Origin of the sequence: Brevundimonas basaltis (assembly GCF_014202075.1) — a bacterium.
Taxonomy (GTDB): Bacteria; Pseudomonadota; Alphaproteobacteria; order Caulobacterales; family Caulobacteraceae; genus Brevundimonas; species Brevundimonas basaltis.
In genome coordinates this window covers 210,414-226,930 of the sequence record NZ_JACHFZ010000001.1, presented here as the reverse complement: position 1 = coordinate 226,930, position 16,517 = coordinate 210,414, and the positions used below count along the sequence as shown (strand labels likewise).

Genomic DNA, 16,517 nt, shown 5'->3' with positions numbered 1-16,517 from the left:
AGTGTGGGTTGAGACTGCGACGCCATTCAACAACATTGTTATCCGAACGCGCCTTTGCTGCTCCACCCCCGGTGCATTTGGGAGCCACGCGGAGTAGGGATGTCCGAATCGTCTGACATCGTGAGTGCATCGCGCGTGAAGTCGTTATAAGCACGCATTGGCTGTATGGGGGTTGAGTTGCAGGATCTGGTCGGGCCCGCTTTGGGAACGCTCGCGCTCGCGGCGGCGGGAGGATACCTGCTGGGCTCCATCCCGTTCGGCGTGATCCTGACCCGCGCCGTAACCGGTCAGGACGTGCGCGGCATCGGTTCGGGCAATATCGGCGCAACCAATGTGCTGCGGACCGGGCGCAAGGATCTGGCCTTCGCCACCCTGCTGCTCGACGCGGGCAAGGGAGCGGCGGCGCTGCTGATCGCCCGCTTGTTGTTTCCCGAGGTACCGGCGATCGCGGCGATCGCGGGCGGGGCCGCCTTCCTCGGCCATCTGTTCCCGGTCTGGCTGGGTTTCAAGGGCGGCAAGGGCGTCGCCACCTTCTTCGGTCTGCTGCTGGCGGCGGCATGGCCGCTGGGCCTGCTGGCGGGCGCGACCTGGCTGATCGTGGCCGCCCTGTTCCGGATTTCCTCGCTGGCGGCGCTGGCGTCGTCCGCCGCCGCGCCTCTCTACGCGCTGCTGCCGCTGGCGGCGCTGGGACTGCCCGCCCCCGCCCCGATTGTCGTGGTGGCGCTCTTCACCGCCGCCCTGATCTGGGTCCGGCACCACCAGAACATCGGCCGCCTGCTCAAGGGGGCCGAGCCCCGCATCGGCGCCGGGAAGGCGTGACCGCCGGGGCGCCGCTGCCGGAGACGGAGCGGATCGCCCGACTGCGACTGGCGCGCACCGACCGGATCGGTCCGGTCACCTTCCAACAGTTGCTCGACCGGTTCGGCTCGGCCCAGCGCGCCGTCGAGGCCCTGCCTGAGCTACTCCGGCGCGGCGGCGGGCACGAGCATGACCTTGCGCCTGTCGCCGAGATCGAGGCCGAGATCGAGGCCGGGACCGCCCTGGGAGCCCGGCTGATCGTATTGGGCGACCCCGACTATCCGGAGATGTTGGCGGCCGTCGACCCGCCGCCGCCGATGCTCTGGGCGCTGGGCGACCCGAGCCTGACGACGCGACCCTGCATCGCCGTGGTCGGAGCCCGGATCGCCTCGGCCGGCGGACAGCGGATCGCGCGAGGCCTGTCGCAGCAACTCGGCGAGGCGGGACATGTGGTGGTGTCCGGACTGGCGCGCGGGATCGACGGCGCGGCCCATGCCGGCGCCCTGCCGACCGGCACCGTCGCGGTGCTGGGCGGCGGCGTCGACGACGTCTATCCGCCGGACAACGCCGACCTCTATGCGCAGATCGCCGAACAGGGCTGCATCGTCTCGGAGAGCCGCATCGGAGCGCGGGCGCAGGCCAAGGATTTCCCGCGCCGCAACCGGATCATCTCAGGCCTGTCGCGGGGTGTGATCGTCGTCGAGGCCGAACTGCGCTCGGGCTCCCTGATTACAGCGCGGCTGGCGGGCGAGCAGGGCCGCGACGTCTTCGCCGTGCCGGGGTCGCCGCTGGATCCTCGCTCGCGCGGACCGAACGAACTGCTGCGACAGGGGGCCATCCTGTGCGAGGGCGTGGACGACGTGGAGCGCGCCTTCTCGACCCTGCGCACGCTTGGCGAGCCGCCCGCCGACAATCCGTTCGCCGGCGCGCCGGACGACATGGACGCCGCCTTCCTCGAGCAGGTCGCCACCCTGCTGTCGCCAACGCCAACGCCGCGCGACGAGTTGGCCCGGGCGCTGAACGCGCCCGTTGGAATGGTCGCAGCCGCCCTGCTGGAACTGAGCCTCGCAGGCCGAGCGACCCTGCTTCCCGGAGGGCTGGTTTCCGGCTGATCTCCCCTCTGAATCTCGGCGACGATTGACAGCGACGCCCGCGCCAACCACGTTCCGCCCCCTTTCGAGCCCCCTGAAGGCCCCCTCCCCGCATGAACCTCGTCGTCGTCGAGAGCCCCGCAAAGGCCAAGACCATCAACAAATATCTGGGCCCGGACTTTCATGTCCTGGCGTCCTACGGTCACATCCGCGACCTGCCGTCGAAGGATGGATCGGTCCTGCCCGACGAAGACTTCGCCATGTCGTGGGAAGTCGACGCCAGGGCGTCCAAGCGGATGTCCGAGATCGCCGAGGCGGCGAAGAAGGCCGACCGCGTCATCCTCGCCACCGACCCCGACCGCGAGGGCGAGGCGATCAGCTGGCACGTGCTCGAAGTGCTGACCAAGAAGAAGGCGCTGAAGGACACCCACGTCGAACGGGTCACCTTCAACGCCATCACCAAGGGCGCCGTGCTGGAAGCCATGGCCAATCCGCGCCAGCTGGATATGGAGCTGGTCGAGGCCTATCTGGCCCGCCGCGCGCTGGACTATCTGGTGGGCTTCACCCTGTCGCCGGTGCTGTGGCGCAAGCTGCCGGGCGCGCGTTCGGCCGGACGGGTGCAGTCGGTGGCGCTGCGCATCGTCGTCGACCGCGAGCTGGAGATCGAGGCCTTCCGGCCGCAGGAATACTGGTCGGTCGAGGCCGACCTGACCGCCGACAGTCCGCCCTTCACCACCCGTCTGGTCAAGCACGCCGGCAAGCGGGTGCAGCGTTTGGACATCGTCTCGGAGGCCATGGCCGCGGCGGCGCGCGAGGCGATCAACGCCGGCCAGTTCACCATCCGCTCGATCGAGAAGAAGCCGGTCAAGCGCGCGCCCAGCCCCCCGTTCATGACCTCGACCCTGCAGCAGGAAGCCTCGCGCAAGCTGGGCTTCACCGCGCAGCGCACCATGCAGGCGGCTCAGAAACTGTACGAGGGCGTCGACGATCAGGGCGGCCTGATCACCTATATGCGGACCGACGGCCTGTCGGTCAGTCCCGAAGGCATCGCCCAGGCCCGCGAGGTTATCGGCGACCGCTTCGGCCCGGCCTACGTCCCGGAGCAGCCCCGCTATTACAAGAGCAAGGCCAAGAACGCCCAGGAGGCGCACGAGGCCATCCGCCCGACCAATATGGCCCGGGCGCCCGAGACGCTCCGGCTGGAAGGCGATCTCCAGCGGCTCTACGAGCTGATCTGGAAACGAACCATCGCCAGCCAGATGGAGTCGGCGCGGCTGGACCGGACCACGGTCGAGGTCGAGACGCCGGACGGTCTGACCGGCCTGCGCGCCACCGGCCAGGTGGTGGCCTTCGACGGCTTCATGGCGGTCTATGAGGAGGGCCGCGACGACCGGCCGAAGTCGGGCGAGGATGACGAGGACGATTCGACCCGCCTGCCCGCGCTGAAGGAAGGTGCGGCCGCGAAGGTCGAGGCCATCCGGACCGAGCAGCACTTCACCGAGCCGCCACCACGCTTCTCGGAAGCGACCCTGGTCAAGAAGCTGGAGGAGCTGGGTATCGGGCGGCCGTCAACCTACGCCTCGATCCTGACCACCCTGCGCGACCGCGGCTATGTGCGGATGGACAAGAACCGGTTCATCCCCGAGGACACCGGCCGTCTGGTCACGGCCTTCCTCGAGCAGTTCTTCGGCCAGTGGGTAGAATACGATTTCACCGCCGATCTGGAGAGCCAGCTGGACCAGGTCTCGGCCGGCGAACTGGACTGGAAGAAGCTGCTGCGGGAGTTCTGGGGCCAGCTGAAGCCGGCGACGGCCGACGTCACCGCCATGCAGGGCGTGATCGACAAGCTGGACGAGGCCATCGGGCCCTTCCTGTTCCCGCCCAAGGCCGACGACTCGGACCCACGCCTCTGCCCGGTGTGCGGCTCTGGAAGGTTGCACCTGAAGGCCAGCTTCAAGATGAAGTCGACCTTCATCGGCTGCTCGAACTATCCGGAATGCAAATACACCCGCGGCTTCGGCAGCGGGGCCTCCAATGAAGAGGCCGGGACGGACCGCGAACTGGGCGTCGACCCGGAGACGGGCCAGCCGGTGCAGCTGAAGATCGGCCGGTTCGGCCCCTATGTTGAGACCATGCCGCCCGAGGCCGAGAAGCCGAAGCGATCTTCCCTGCCCAAGGGCTGGTCGCCGGCAGCGCTGACGCTGGAACAGGCGCTGCGATTGCTGGCCTTGCCGCGCGAAGTCGGCATCCACCCAGAGGACGGCAAGCCGATTACCGCCGGCCTCGGCCGCTACGGGCCGTTCGTGCAACACGCGGGAACCTACGCCAACGTCGCCGACATCGATGAAGTGTTCGAAGTCGGGCTCAACCGGGCGGTGGTGCTGCTGGCCGAGAAGCGGGCCGGCAAGTTCGGCGGACGCGGCGCGGCCGCCGCCCCGCTGAAGGACCTCGGGGCCCACCCGGAGACGGGCGACCCGATTCACGTCATGGCCGGACGCTTCGGGCCCTATGTGAAGTCGGGCAAGATCAACGCCACCCTGCCCAAGGGCACAACGCCCGAAGAGCTGACGCTGGAGCAGGCCCTGCCCCTGCTGGCGGCGCGGGCGGCGGCGGCGCCAAAGGGCAAGAAGGCGGCGGCGAAGAAGGCTCCGGCCAAGAAGCCGGCCGCGAAGAAAGCTGCGGCGAAGAAGCCGGCCGCGAAGAAGGCTGCGGCGAAGAAGCCGGCCGCCAAGAAGGCCTCGGCGAAAGCCTAATCCTTCAGCAGCCGGTCCCGGGCGGCGTTGAGGCGTGAAGCGAGGCCTGCGGTACCGCCTTGGTCCGGGTGGGCGCGGGTCATCAGCCGCTTCCAGGCGGCCTGGATGTCCTGTCGACTGGCCTCGGTGGAAACGCCCAGCAGGGAGCGCGCCTCGGCGGCGCTCATGGTTTCGCCGCGCGGCATGGCCGGGCGCTGTCGCGACGACACCGTCAGCCACAGACCGGCGGAACCGAGAACGGCGGCGGCCATCCAGGAACCGCGTGCGGCGAGCAGGACGGCGGCGGCGATCAACACGGCGCTGAACAGGGTGGCGGTGACGCGCCAGTGGCCCTGGCCGCGCCGCTCGGTCTGTCGGCCCAGCCGCACCAGCGCCCAGACGGCGATCGCCGCCAGCGCCAGCCAGACCAGGCTCAAGACTTCACGCCGCTTCGTCCAGCGGCGCGTTCATCGAGCCGCCGTCGAGACCGAGCGCCTGCATCAGGTTGCGCAGTTCCTGCCGCGCCGCGACGTGAGCGAGCGAAACCTGCACCGGACGGATCTCGTTGGACAGGTCGGCGACGGTCAGGCCGAAGGGGAAGAGCTCCCGGTAGATGACGCGGTCGCGCAGGCCGGGACCCATGCGGAAACCGACCCGGCGGGCCAGCTTCTCCATCCGCTCCTCGAGGCGCTGACGGTTGCGGGCGGCGGCGACGGCCATGCGGTTGACCACCACGATCCAGTCGATGGCGGCGGCGCGGCCCTCGGTGACGGCGCGGTGCTTGCGCGCCTCCCAGACGCTCTCGGAATAGATCGAGGGCTTGAGCAGGTCGAGGGTGACCGGGTCGATGTGGCCGAGCAGGTCGAAGTCGACGAAGCTGTCGTTCATCGGGGTGACGATCTGGTCGGCGAGGCCGTGGGCGGTGCGCGACAGGACGGTGTCGCCGCCCGGGGTGTCGATCAGGATGAAGTCGGCCACGGCCCGCGCCTCGGCGAAGGCGGCGTCGAAGCGCGCCAGCTGCTCGGCCTCGTCCGCCCGGGCGAGAGCCTTGCCGTCGCCCAGATCGGGCTCGAACGGCATCAGCAGGGTCTGGTCGTTTCCGGCCATCCAGGCGGCGCGGTTGGCGAAGAATTTGGCCATCGAGCGCTGGCGCAGGTCCAGATCGATGATGGACACCGTCTTGCCGGCGTGCAGCAGGCCGCAGGCGATGTGGATGGCGAGGGTGGACTTGCCCGCCCCGCCCTTCTCGTTGCCGACGACGATGACCGTGGGGTCAGTCATGAAATCCGATGCTCCGACGGCCGCCGACTCGACGCGCGGCCCTGAAGCGGCAGAATCGCCGGGTCCGGGCGCGCCGTCAACGAGCGCGGAGGATCGGACTGTGGATGCCGCGCCTCAGGCGGCGCGGTGGCACCACGGATCGTCGACGCCGGCGGCGGCGCAGACGGCGGCGGCGGCGGTTGACGGGGCGTTGACCTTGAGCCGGGTCAGGCGGCGGCCGCCGACCTCGACGGCCTCATAGACCGGCGACAGTCCGTCGAGATCGAGGCGGGCCCAGGCGGCGCGGGCCGCGGCCTCGCTCGAATAGGCCCCGATCTGGACCAGTTTGGCGGGGCGGTGCGGGGCCGGAGGGCGCGGGGCATGCGCCGGCCGCAAGCCGGCCCGCGCGGCGGCGCCGTCGATGCGGGTGGACACGTCGCGGACCACGGCGTCGGCCACCGCGGGCGCGGCGGCGGCGGCGAGGCGCTGGCCTTGCTGCTCCACCAAACCGTTCAGACCGCCGTCGCGGGCGTCCCACAGGGCATGCGGATCCATGACCTGAACCTTCAGGGCCGGGCGCAGTCCGGCGTCGGCGGCGGTGCGGACCACCGGCGAGCGGGACCCAGCCTGTTGCGCCTGCCCGTCCAACGGGATGGCGGCGATGGCGTTGGCCATATTCTCGAAGCGGTGCGGATCGGCCTCGACCATGCCGCAGGCGGACAGGGAGGCTGCGGCCAGACAGGCCAGCACTGGACGGATTATGTGGCGCGGCGTCATAAGCGGGACACTGGCACGCCGGACTTTGAAGCCCGGTTCACAAGCACGCTTAAGGCGAAGGGTTAATTCGTTCACCATGCCCGGCACCCCTGACCTGCCCGTCGTCCGCACCATCGCGGAGCTGCGCCAGACGGTAAGCGGCTGGAAGCGGCAGGGGTTCACCGTCGGCTTCGTGCCGACCATGGGGGCGTTGCACGAGGGGCATCTGGCTCTGGTTCGGGAAGCGGGTGAACGAGCCGACCGGGTGGTGGCCAGCGTGTTCGTGAATCCGGCCCAGTTCGCCGCTCATGAGGACCTTGGGACCTATCCCCGTCAGGAGGCCCGTGACGCCGAGCTGCTGGCCGGCGCGGGTTGCGATCTGATGTATGCGCCCGAGGTCGCGGAGATGTATCGGCCGGGCGCCACCACCACGGTCTCCGTCGGCGCTCCCGCCGAAGGGCTGGAGGGCAAGTGCCGGCCGCATATGTTTGGCGGCGTGGCCCTGGTGGTGGCCAAGCTGCTGAATCAGGTGCAGCCCGACACGGCGGTGTTCGGCGAGAAGGATTTCCAGCAGTTGATCGTCATCCGGCGGCTGGTTCGTGATCTGGATATTCCGGTCGAGATCGTCGGCTCGCCGACCATCCGGGATGGTCACGGCCTCGCCCTGTCATCGCGCAACGCCTATCTGTCCGAGGCGGAGCTGACGGTGGCCCGGCGGCTGAACGGGGTGCTGGCCGAGGCCGGGGCGCGGATCGCGAGCGGGGCCGCCATCGAAGAGGTCGCAGCGGAGGCGGTCGAGGCCCTGCTCGGCGCCGGCTTCAGCCACGTCGACTATGTCGCCGTCCGCCGGGCCGATGACATGGGCGTGTTCGAGGGCGGCGCAGTCGATGCGCCCGCCCGCATCCTCGCCGCCGCCTGGCTGGGGAAGACCCGACTGATCGATAACCTGGCGATCTGAACCACGCCGCCGCCCCCCCGTTTCTCTCCAGGACAGCCTGGAGGATACGATGAGCTACGCCCGCTTCGCCGCCATGATCGCCGTCTCGACGGTCGTCATGTTCGGCCTGATGTATCTGAACACCTACGCCATCGAGCATGTCCGCTTCAGCGAGACGCGGGCCTTCATGGCGCTGGTCATGGGGGCGGCGATGGCCGTGGTCATGCTGCTGTTCATGCTGAAGATGTATCCGGACCGGCGGGTCAATCTCGCCATCCTCGCCGGCGCGACGCTGGTGTTCGCAGGGTCGCTGGCTCTGGTGCGGAGCCAGACCACGGTCGGGGACGTGGCCTATATGAAGGCGATGATCCCGCACCACTCGATCGCCGTCCTGACCAGCGAGCGGGCGCAGATCCGCGATCCGCGAGTCCGCAAGCTGGCCGACGAGATCATCGCGGCCCAGCGCCGCGAGATCGACGAGATGAACGCCCTGATCGCCGATCTGGAGCGGAATCCTCCGGCCGACGCGCCGGTGCTGCAGCCGTCCCCCTAGCCGATCGCGCCCACGCAGCCTTCGTCGCCGCCGAGGGAGACGGGCGCGTCGGTCAGCGACAGGCTCCAGCCATGATGCGTGTCGAGGCCGCAGCGGCGCAGACCGGAGCCGTCGCCGGCGTCGCCCCCGGCGGTGATCAGCACGCGGCGTCCGCCGGGCAGGGCGGCAGGATCGATGCGGCCGACGGCCAGGGCCGTGGGCGTCTCGCCGCCGAAGCCGTCGAAGACGCAGAGCGACCCCCACTCGCGGCGCAGGCCGATCCACCACGGATCGCCGGCGTTGATCGCCAGCACCGCCACGCCATGGCCCTCGGCGGCCCAGGCGAGTGCCGCCTGCGGATCGCGGGCGACCTTCATGTCCGCCGCGTCGCCGAAGCGCAGCCGGGCGCCGTCGAAGGCGCGGGTCGGCTCGACCGGCGACCAGACCCGCACCTGCACCCTCCCCTGCCGCGCCAGCCCCCAGCCGACGATCTGGCGCCACAGGGATTCCACGGCCTCGCGGTTGTCGGGGGCGGCCTGGGCGACTACCCGGTCGAGGACGCTCTGCTCGCGGTCGGGGCGGAGTTTGAGATGCGGGCCGGAGGGCGCGTCCTTGGCCTTGCCGACGCGGGCGGCGATGGCGAGGCGGCGTTCGAACAGGGCGAGGAGCTGGTCGTCGAGGACGTCGATCTCGTGGCGCAGGGCGGCGAGCGCCATCTGCTCGGGAGAGACGTCGAGGGGGGCGGGCCAGACTTGCTGGAGCGTGCACGGGGGCATGGGAGGACTTTCGGATTTCGTTGGGGCCGGGCGTTTTGCGAGCCGCCGCTCCGTCGCGGAGCGGTCGCCGGCGAGGCGGTCAGGACGCGATGCCCGACGCCTCAGCCGGCGTATCGAAAGCCGTAGAAATACAGGTCCGCGGCGGCGGTGGAGCCGGCGAATGCAGTCGCAGCGGTGGCTGGCGAGCGGACCATGGGATCCATTGGGCGCAAGGATCGTGCGTCGTCAAGCCATTCAGGCGCTGAGCAGGACAAAGCGTGTGCGGTTGTCGGCCGAATCCTGAATATCGTTGCGCAGAATCGACAGCTCATAAACCTCGGCGGCGCGGGCGGGCGCGACGGCGGCGCGGGCGGGATCATTGGCCTCGGCCACGGCGCGGGCCGCGCCGGCGGTGTCGAAGGCCTCGACCGGCCGGATGCCGAGCGCCGCGAGGGCGCCCGTGCACTGCCCGAGCGCGGCCGGGTGGCTCTCGGCCGTCCGGACGTCGCCGAGACGGGCGCCGGCCGGAGCCATCAGGGCGAGCCGGATCGGTCGCCAGACCTCGGACACCACGGTCAACCCCGCCGTCTCGACCAGCGAGGCGGCCGGCTCGACGCGGCCGATGGTGGTGTTCTCGACGGGGATCAGGGCGCAGCCCACCTGCCCCGCCTTCAAGGCGGCGATGGCGGCTTCGAAACTGTCGTAGGCGACCGGTTCGTCCCACGGGCGCAGATCGATGACGGCCTCGTGGCTGAAGGCGCCGGGCGCGCCCTGATAGGCGCAGCGACCGGGGGCGTCGTCGCCGTCGGGGCGGCCGACGCCTTCCATCTCAGGCCGCCTCGGACTGCGGCCGCCGACCGGCCTTGAGTCGTTCGGCGACGAGGAAGGCCAGTTCCAGCGCCTGGTCGGCGTTGAGGCGCGGATCGCAATGGGTGTGATAGCGGCTGGACAGGTCGTCCTCGGTCAGGGCCTGGGCCCCGCCGATACATTCGGTGACGTTCTGGCCGGTCATTTCCAGATGGACGCCGCCGGGGTGGACGCCCTCGGCCTCGGCCACGTCGATGAAGCTGCGAACCTCGCCGAGGATGCGCTCGAACGGGCGGGTCTTGAAGCCGTTGCCGGCCTTCAGCGTATTGCCGTGCATCGGGTCGATCGACCAGACCACGCGCTTGCCGTTCTCCTTCGCCGCCTTCATCAGACGCGGCAGCCGGTCGCCGACCTTGTCGGCCCCGAAGCGGCCGATCAGGGTCAGGCGGCCCGGCGTATTGTCGGGGTTGAGCACGTCGATCAGGGCGAGCAGTTCGTCGGGCTCCATGGTCGGACCGCACTTGAGGCCCACCGGATTTCGGATGCCGCGGGCGAACTCGACGTGGGCCCCATCCAGCTGACGGGTGCGCTCGCCGATCCAGACCATGTGGGCGGAGGTGTCGAACCATTCGCCGGAGGCGCCGTCGAGACGGGTCAGGGCGCTCTCGAGATTGAGCAGCAGGGCTTCGTGACTGGTGAAGACCTCGACCCGGCTGAGGTCCGGATGGCTGTCGGGATTGACGCCGACCGCCTCCATGAAGGCCAGGGCCTCGGTGATCTTGTCGGCCAGGTCGCGGTATTTGGCGCCGTAGGCGCTGTCGGCCGCAAAGCCCATGGTCCAGCGGTGGATGTTGTAGAGGTCGGCGTAGCCGCCGCCGGCGAAGGCGCGAAGCAGGTTCAGCGTCGAGGCGGACTGGTTATAGGCGCGGATCAGCCGCTGCGGATCCGGCACGCGCTCGGCCGGGGTGAAGCCCATGCCGTTGATGATGTCGCCGCGGTAGCTGGGCAGGGTCTGCTCGCCGACGGTTTCCAGCGACGAGGAGCGCGGCTTGGCGAACTGGCCGGCGATGCGGCCGACCTTCACCACCGGCTTGCGCCCGGCGAAGGTCAGGACCACGGCCATCTGCAGGATCAGGCGGAAGGTGTCGCGGATGTTGTCGGTCGAGAACTCCTTGAAGCTCTCGGCGCAGTCGCCGCCCTGGAGCAGGAAGGCCTCGCCGGCCTCGACCTGGGCCAGTTTCGCGGTCAGGGTCCGCGCCTCGCCGGCGAAGACCAGCGGCGGCATGGTGCGCAGCTCGTCCTCGACGCGCTGCAGGGCGGCCATGTCCGGATAGTCCGTCGGCATCTGCACGACGGGTTTCGATCTCCAGCTCTCGGGCGTCCAGCGGCTCATTTGGGCAAGATAGGCGGAGGGCGGGCTGTGGACAATGAACCGTTGTGACGCATGAGGTTTTTCCGTCCCCGGCGCCGCCCCACCCTGTCGCCGCTGGCGCGTCGACATCCCTCCCCGGGACGGGGAGGGAAAAGGCAGGACTCTGCGCCGCTTCGGGAAAAGCGGTTGGGGAGGGCGCGGGACAGCCGGGCCTCGCCCGGTTGGGATGTGAATACCGTTTCGACGAGACAGACTGTCCCGCGCGGTCGTTATCCACGCGCCCTCCGGCTGGCGGCCCTGTCATTCGAGCCTTGCCGGATCACCGCCGCCGCCATTGCTGACTTCGACGCGGGGCGGACATGACGGCATGTTGCTGACGTCAGCAGCCCGCTTCCATTAGCGCGCGGCGAGCAAGCGACGGCCATCCATCGACCGTCTCGAGGACCCCCGGACTCTCCGTCGCCCGGGCTTCATCGCTCGACCACAGCCCGCCGACATCGAGAACGTGGATCCGACGCCCTCCCCACCGACGGGATGGGAAGAGTGTAGACCGGCCCGTTTATGCGGATGGAAGATCGATTCTAGATTCGACTATGTGGCTGAAAAGGCCGGAAATCGTCCGCTGAACCCGACTATAATTTCGCGGATTGTCAGCACAGCGACATGGCCCTTGAGAGCCGAGGTTCGTCACAACGGACACGACGGGGCCGGCGGGGCGGCGGCTAACGCAGGGAGACTCAGTCGATGGATGGCGGGCAAGGGCCCGCGAAGGCGAAGCGGGGCTCGTTCCCGTCGTGTCCGTTGTGGCTTCGCTTCGCCGTGGTCGTTGTGACGAACCAGCCAGCCGAAGACGGGTCTACGCCCGGGACGGCGGCCGCCAACCCCTCCACCGCTTCGCGGTCCCCCTCCCCATTCGCTGCGCGAACAGGGAGGAGACGAGGAGGCGGTCAGTTCTGCGGGGCCGTGGGGCTGACGACGGCGGGGCCGGTCTGGGCCGGGGCGGGCACGGGGACCTCGCGTTCGATCACCACTGGCGGGGCGCTGCGCGCTTCGGCGGCGCGGGCCTGGGCCTCCGCCGCGGCGGCGTTGGCGCGAGCGACGTCAACGCTGGCCTGGGCGCCGGCGACCTGACCCTGGACGAGGGCGGCGTCCCGCTGGGCCTGGGCCTCGGCGGCGTCCAGACGGGCGTCGAGCAGGGCGTCGTCGGCAGCAGGTTCGCCGCGGGCGAACAGGATCCACAGCACGGCCAGCAGCACCAGGGCGGCGAGAATGCCGGCGATCCACCAACCGGTGTTGGACTCGCGAACCACGACGGTCTCGACCGTCTCGCTGACGCCGCCGGGGCCGACGACGATGGTGTCCACGGTTTCCATCCGGTCACCCGGGGGAAGCGGGCGATTGGGGTCGTTGGGATCGTAGTGGGTCACGGACAGTCCTCCATTGAACTGGCGCAACGGCCCCGCCCGTCCTCCGTTCCGCCCGTTAACCCACTCGGCGGGTCAGCAAGCCGGTCACCCGCCCAGAAGTGATCGCAGGCTCCACCGCCTTTTCGGAGGCTGCTCCCATCGGCGCCCCCCCTCGGGGAGAAACTGGACGTACTCGACCAGCGCTTCTCCACGGTCGCCGACCAGAGCGCCCATCCGGTCGAACTCCGCCAGCAGCATCTCGCCGAACGAGCCCCAGACCGCAGCCACATCGCCCGCATCGGTATTCGAGCACAGTCGAACCTCGCCAGACTGATGGAGCAGAAGGCTTCCCTGCCCCGACCAGCCCGAGATGTGGCCAATCATCCAGGCCGTCGCCGGCGCGCCGGCCGGTCGTCCGAACAGGTTGCCATGGTCGAGGCTGATCGGCTGGCCGATCCCGACGCCGCTTCGATCGAGTGGGTCGCGGGCGGCTTCGCGTATGTGGCTGCCGTTGAGTCCGAGATGCCCGGCGAAGAAGCACCCGCCGTTCGACCAGCCGAGGTAGCGTCTGTATTCGGCGGGCAGCGGGCGATCATAGACGGCCTCGGTCTGGGCCAAGCGTTCCTCCGACAGCCCGGGATAGAGCCAGTGAAGGTAGGCGTGGGAGCCTTCCTTCGGCGTGTGGCAAACCTGCAGCCCGCCGCCGGCATGCTCGACCCAACCGCCGGGCCGCCAGCGCTCCAGCCGCGCCAGCAGGACCTCCGCCCCCTCCCAGATCATCCGACCCGGCGCAGCACCAGGGCGCTCCAGGCGTCGCGGCGGATGCGGCGTTCGAGGACGAAGCCGCGCGACAGATAGGCGGCGGTGACGCGCCGCTCCTGGGTGCGCAGCAGGCCGGAGAGGATGGCGACGCCGCCGAGGGCGAGCGCCTCCTTAATGTCCTGGGACAGGCTGACCAGCGGCGGGGCGAGGATGTTGGCGAAGACGAGGTCGTAGGGTCCCTGCCCCCGCACCTTGCGGTCGTTGAGGCCGAAGGCGTGGACGAAGCGGGCGTTGGCGAGGTTCAGCCTGGCGTTCTCATTGGCGATGCGGACCGAGGGCTCGTCGATGTCGGTGCCGAGGGCGACCTTCGATCCGGTCTTCGCCGCCGCGATGGCGAGGATGCCGGTGCCGCAGCCGACGTCGAGGACCCGCTCGAACCGCTCGCGCTTGAGCAGCTCGTCGAAAGCCACGAGGCAGCCGACCGTGGTGCCGTGATGGCCGGTGCCGAAGGCGGCGCCGGCGTCGATCTTGAGATTGACGGTGTTGCGCGGCACCACGCCCTCGTCATGGGCGCCGTAGACGAAGAAGCGCCCGGCCCGCACCGGCGGCAGACCGGACAGGGACATGGCCAGCCAGTCGGCGTCGGCCAGTTTCTCGACGATGACGGCCAGGCCGTCGTGGGACTTCAGATGGGCCTCGATGCCGCGCACGTCGTCCGCGTCATTGGGGAAGGCGTCGATGCGCCAGACGCCCCTGTCCTCGTCTTCCTCGAGGATGGAGTAGGTCGCCCCCTCCAGCAACGGGTCGGAATCGAGCGCGGCGGCGGCGGCCTCGGCGATGGCGCGCGGGCCTCTCGCGATTATTTGAACTGCGGACTCGGACATTTCTCAAACACCGCTATCATGACGACTCGGGACACGCGCTGGCGTGCTCTCCTGCGCCAGCATCAACCAACTGAACCGAGGGGTCGGGGAATCCATGGCTAAAGCACCGTCCAAGCCGAGCACCGCAAAACCGAAGGCGGCGACCGCCGCTTCCAAGCCGAAACCGGCGGCAAAGTCGAGCGCCGCGAAGCCGGCCGTGACCAAGGCGCCCGCGAAGGCCGCCGCACCCAAGCCGGCCGCCGCCCAGAAACCGGTCGCCAAGCCCGCCCCGAAAGCCACGCCGAAGGCCGCCGCCAAGCCGGCCGCAAAGGCCGCGGCTCCGAAGGCCGCCGCCGCGAAGAAGCCGGTCGCCGCGAAGAAGCCGGCCGCCAAGGCCGCTGCTCCGAAGCCCGCTGCGCCGAAGGCCGCCGCTCCGGCCGCCCGGCCCGCCGCCGCCCCGGCTCCCAAGCCCGCGACCGCCGCTCCGGCTCCGGCTCCGGCGCCCGCCGCCAAGCCGGCCGACAAGCGCGGCTTCCTGACCAAGATCCTCGACGGGATCTTCGGCAAGCGCTGATCCGGGTCTGAGGCTTCGGCCTGAAACGACGAAGCGCCGGAGGAGCGATCCTCCGGCGCTTTTTCGTGCGCGTCGCCCGGCGGCGGGTCAGTCCTGCGGCAGGTCCTCGGCGAGGATGGCCATTTCGAACATGAAGCTGCCGGCCTCGTCCTCGTCCTCGAAGACCACGCCGATGAACTCGTCGCCGACGTAGACCTCGCAGGAGTCGTTGGGCTTGCCGCGCGGCTTCAGGATGATGCCGCCGGTGTTGAAGGTGCGCTTCAGGTGCGTCTCGACGCGCTTCATGTCGGCGGTGTTCATCGTGGGCCTCAGGTCTGGAATTGAGCGGCGGACCCTAGAGAAAGGGCCGGCGCAGGGGAAGCGTTTCCGCGTCCCGTTCAGATGACGAAGTCGTAGACGACGTCCGCCAGGGTGTGGTCCATGGTCCGGGCCGGGGCGGCCTCGGTCGGGCAGTTGACCAGGCGGGCCGGGACGCCGGCGACGGTGCAGCCGGCGGGGACCGGCTTGAGCACCACGGAGCCGGAGGCCACCTTGGCGTAGTCGCCGACGGTGATGTTGCCGAGCACCTTGGCGCCGGCGCCGAGCAGGACGCCCTTGCCGATCTTGGGATGGCGATCGCCGCGCTGCGCCCCCGTGCCGCCGAGGGTCACGGCGTGCAGCATGGAGACGTCGTCACCGACCACCGCCGTCTCGCCGATGACGATACCGGTGCCGTGGTCGAGGAACAGACCCGAGCCGAGCCGGGCGGCCGGATGGATGTCGAGCTGGAACAGTTCGGACATGCGGCTCTGGAAATGGAAGGCGAGGGCCTCACGACCCTGGATCCAGAGCCAGTGGGCGACGCGATGCGCCTGCAAGGCCTGGAAGCCCTTGAAGTAGAGGAAGGGCTGCAGCAGCGACTTGATGGCCGGGTCACGCTCGGCCACGGCCCGCAGGTCGGCCTCGGCGGCGGCGACGATCGCGGGATCGGCTTCGTGGGCGTCGCGGCAGATTTCGCGAACCGACATGGCGCCCAGTTCGGCGTCGCCGAGCTTGCGGGCGATCTGGAAGCCGAGGGCCGCCGCCAGATCGCCGTGCGACAGGATGACGGCGTTCATCTGCGAGGCCAGATGCGGCTCGGCGCGGGCGGTGTCCCGGGCGGCGGCGCGCAGCTGGCTCCAGATGTCCGATGTCTCGGCGACGACTTCGAGCTTGGGCATCCGGGTCTCCTTTGACAGCATCATACGCTCGCCAGCATGGCCTTCGCCAATTCGGGCGGCAGGTCGCCCTCGCGCGCCATATGGTAGGCGCGCAGCGTGGTCGCCACCGTGAACATGTCGCGCACCGCGCCGCGGCCGATTTCGCGCAGCAGGTCGCCGAAGGGAACGCGGGCGACGCGGAGGACCTCGGTGGGATCGGGCTCCGACGGCGCGGGCGACAGATCCCAGGCGATCCAGGCGAGGGCCCGTTCGTCGGTAATGGAGTTGCTCATCTCGACCTTCAGAGCCTCGCGCCAGTGGGCGGCGCGCAGGCCCGCCTCCTCGGCCAATTCGCGGCGGGCGCCCTCGATGGGGTCCTCGTCAAACGGGGCGCCGCCCTCGGGCATCTCCCACGACCAGTTCATCAGGGCGAAGCGCTGCTGGCCGACGAGGGTGACGGTTCCATCGGCGTGTACCGGCAGCACGCCGACCGAGAGGTTGCGCGGGCGCATGACCACATAGTCGGCCTCGAGCCCGGTCGGGGCGACAGCCGGATGTCGGGTCAGGCGCATCCACGGGCTCGCGAACAGCGTCGTCTCGCCCTCGCTGCGCCACGGCGGCGGGCGGTCGGCGGGGTCGTCCCAGCCGGGGGTGGGGCGGTCGGCGTCGAAGTCGTCACGGGAATCGGTCATGC

18 protein-coding genes are annotated in these 16,517 nt (G+C 70.0%); 6 read left to right on the top strand and 12 right to left on the bottom strand.

Features of this window, described 5'->3' with window-relative positions:
* Nucleotides 1-177 precede the first annotated feature (177 nt).
* The 3 genes from plsY (at nucleotide 178) to topA (ending at nucleotide 4,642) form a co-directional block, all read left to right on the top strand.
* Complete coding sequence (gene plsY, locus HNQ67_RS01215; RefSeq protein WP_246347430.1) at nucleotides 178-819, top strand: glycerol-3-phosphate 1-O-acyltransferase PlsY; 642 nt, start codon at nucleotides 178-180, stop codon at nucleotides 817-819.
* Nucleotides 816-1,910, top strand: coding sequence for a DNA-processing protein DprA (dprA, locus tag HNQ67_RS01210; protein ID WP_183251590.1), 1,095 nt, complete (start codon nucleotides 816-818; stop codon nucleotides 1,908-1,910). Before plsY ends, dprA begins: the two co-directional genes overlap by 4 nt.
* 92 nt (nucleotides 1,911-2,002) lie before the next feature.
* Entirely contained in the window at nucleotides 2,003-4,642 is a 2,640-nt protein-coding gene (gene topA / locus HNQ67_RS01205; protein ID WP_183251588.1) for a type I DNA topoisomerase, read from the top strand.
* Here the strand turns inward: topA and HNQ67_RS01200 are convergent.
* The 3 genes from HNQ67_RS01200 to HNQ67_RS01190 form a co-directional block, all read right to left on the bottom strand.
* The gene (locus HNQ67_RS01200) at nucleotides 4,639-5,058 is read right to left on the bottom strand and encodes a J domain-containing protein (RefSeq protein WP_183251586.1); all 420 of its coding nucleotides are present in this window, start codon (nucleotides 5,056-5,058) and stop codon (nucleotides 4,639-4,641) included. The two genes, topA and HNQ67_RS01200, sit on opposite strands and share 4 nt — an antisense overlap.
* Nucleotides 5,059-5,062: 4 nt before the next feature.
* Complete coding sequence (locus HNQ67_RS01195; protein ID WP_183251584.1) at nucleotides 5,063-5,902, bottom strand: division plane positioning ATPase MipZ; 840 nt, start codon at nucleotides 5,900-5,902, stop codon at nucleotides 5,063-5,065.
* Nucleotides 5,903-6,016: 114 nt separating this feature from the next.
* A complete protein-coding gene (locus HNQ67_RS01190; protein ID WP_183251582.1) occupies nucleotides 6,017-6,658 on the bottom strand; it encodes an SPOR domain-containing protein in 642 nt (213 codons plus the stop codon).
* A 76-nt stretch (nucleotides 6,659-6,734) separates the two neighbouring features.
* Here HNQ67_RS01190 and panC point away from each other — a divergent pair, with 76 nt between their 5' ends.
* Nucleotides 6,735-7,595, top strand: a complete 861-nt coding sequence (gene panC, locus HNQ67_RS01185) for a pantoate--beta-alanine ligase (protein WP_183251580.1) — start codon at nucleotides 6,735-6,737, stop codon at nucleotides 7,593-7,595.
* 49 nt (nucleotides 7,596-7,644) lie between these two features.
* Entirely contained in the window at nucleotides 7,645-8,127 is a 483-nt protein-coding gene (locus HNQ67_RS01180) for a DUF305 domain-containing protein (protein WP_183251578.1), read from the top strand.
* Here HNQ67_RS01180 and HNQ67_RS01175 read toward each other — a convergent pair.
* The 6 genes from HNQ67_RS01175 to HNQ67_RS01150 all read right to left on the bottom strand — a co-directional run bounded on the left by HNQ67_RS01175 (nucleotide 8,124) and on the right by HNQ67_RS01150 (nucleotide 14,092).
* Nucleotides 8,124-8,882: a chorismate mutase gene (locus HNQ67_RS01175; protein ID WP_183251576.1), complete on the bottom strand. Its 759-nt coding sequence runs from the start codon at nucleotides 8,880-8,882 to the stop codon at nucleotides 8,124-8,126. The two genes, HNQ67_RS01180 and HNQ67_RS01175, sit on opposite strands and share 4 nt — an antisense overlap.
* A 234-nt stretch (nucleotides 8,883-9,116) precedes the next feature.
* Nucleotides 9,117-9,689, bottom strand: a complete 573-nt coding sequence (locus HNQ67_RS01170; protein WP_183251575.1) for a prephenate dehydratase domain-containing protein — start codon at nucleotides 9,687-9,689, stop codon at nucleotides 9,117-9,119.
* A gap of 1 nt (nucleotide 9,690) precedes the next feature.
* Nucleotides 9,691-11,061: a class II 3-deoxy-7-phosphoheptulonate synthase gene (locus HNQ67_RS01165; protein ID WP_183251573.1), complete on the bottom strand. Its 1,371-nt coding sequence runs from the start codon at nucleotides 11,059-11,061 to the stop codon at nucleotides 9,691-9,693.
* A 926-nt stretch (nucleotides 11,062-11,987) separates the two neighbouring features.
* Complete coding sequence (locus HNQ67_RS01160) at nucleotides 11,988-12,467, bottom strand: hypothetical protein (protein WP_183251571.1); 480 nt, start codon at nucleotides 12,465-12,467, stop codon at nucleotides 11,988-11,990.
* A gap of 84 nt (nucleotides 12,468-12,551) precedes the next feature.
* The gene (locus HNQ67_RS01155) at nucleotides 12,552-13,226 is read right to left on the bottom strand and encodes an SMI1/KNR4 family protein (protein ID WP_183251569.1); all 675 of its coding nucleotides are present in this window, start codon (nucleotides 13,224-13,226) and stop codon (nucleotides 12,552-12,554) included.
* Nucleotides 13,223-14,092, bottom strand: a complete 870-nt coding sequence (locus tag HNQ67_RS01150) for a 50S ribosomal protein L11 methyltransferase (protein ID WP_183251567.1) — start codon at nucleotides 14,090-14,092, stop codon at nucleotides 13,223-13,225. The genes HNQ67_RS01155 and HNQ67_RS01150 overlap by 4 nt, the downstream gene beginning before the upstream one ends.
* Before the next feature lie 196 nt (nucleotides 14,093-14,288).
* Here HNQ67_RS01150 and HNQ67_RS01145 point away from each other — a divergent pair, with 196 nt between their 5' ends.
* Nucleotides 14,289-14,645, top strand: coding sequence for a hypothetical protein (locus HNQ67_RS01145; protein ID WP_183251565.1), 357 nt, complete (start codon nucleotides 14,289-14,291; stop codon nucleotides 14,643-14,645).
* Nucleotides 14,646-14,732: 87 nt separating this feature from the next.
* Here the strand turns inward: HNQ67_RS01145 and HNQ67_RS01140 are convergent, their stop codons facing one another.
* The 3 genes from HNQ67_RS01140 to HNQ67_RS01130 all read right to left on the bottom strand — a co-directional run bounded on the left by HNQ67_RS01140 (nucleotide 14,733) and on the right by HNQ67_RS01130 (nucleotide 16,515).
* Nucleotides 14,733-14,945: a DUF3126 family protein gene (locus tag HNQ67_RS01140; RefSeq protein ID WP_055832479.1), complete on the bottom strand. Its 213-nt coding sequence runs from the start codon at nucleotides 14,943-14,945 to the stop codon at nucleotides 14,733-14,735.
* Between the two features lie 77 nt (nucleotides 14,946-15,022).
* Entirely contained in the window at nucleotides 15,023-15,844 is an 822-nt protein-coding gene (cysE, locus tag HNQ67_RS01135; RefSeq protein WP_183251563.1) for a serine O-acetyltransferase, read from the bottom strand.
* A 20-nt stretch (nucleotides 15,845-15,864) separates the two neighbouring features.
* Entirely contained in the window at nucleotides 15,865-16,515 is a 651-nt protein-coding gene (locus HNQ67_RS01130; RefSeq protein WP_183251560.1) for an NUDIX domain-containing protein, read from the bottom strand.
* Nucleotides 16,516-16,517: the final 2 nt, after the last annotated feature.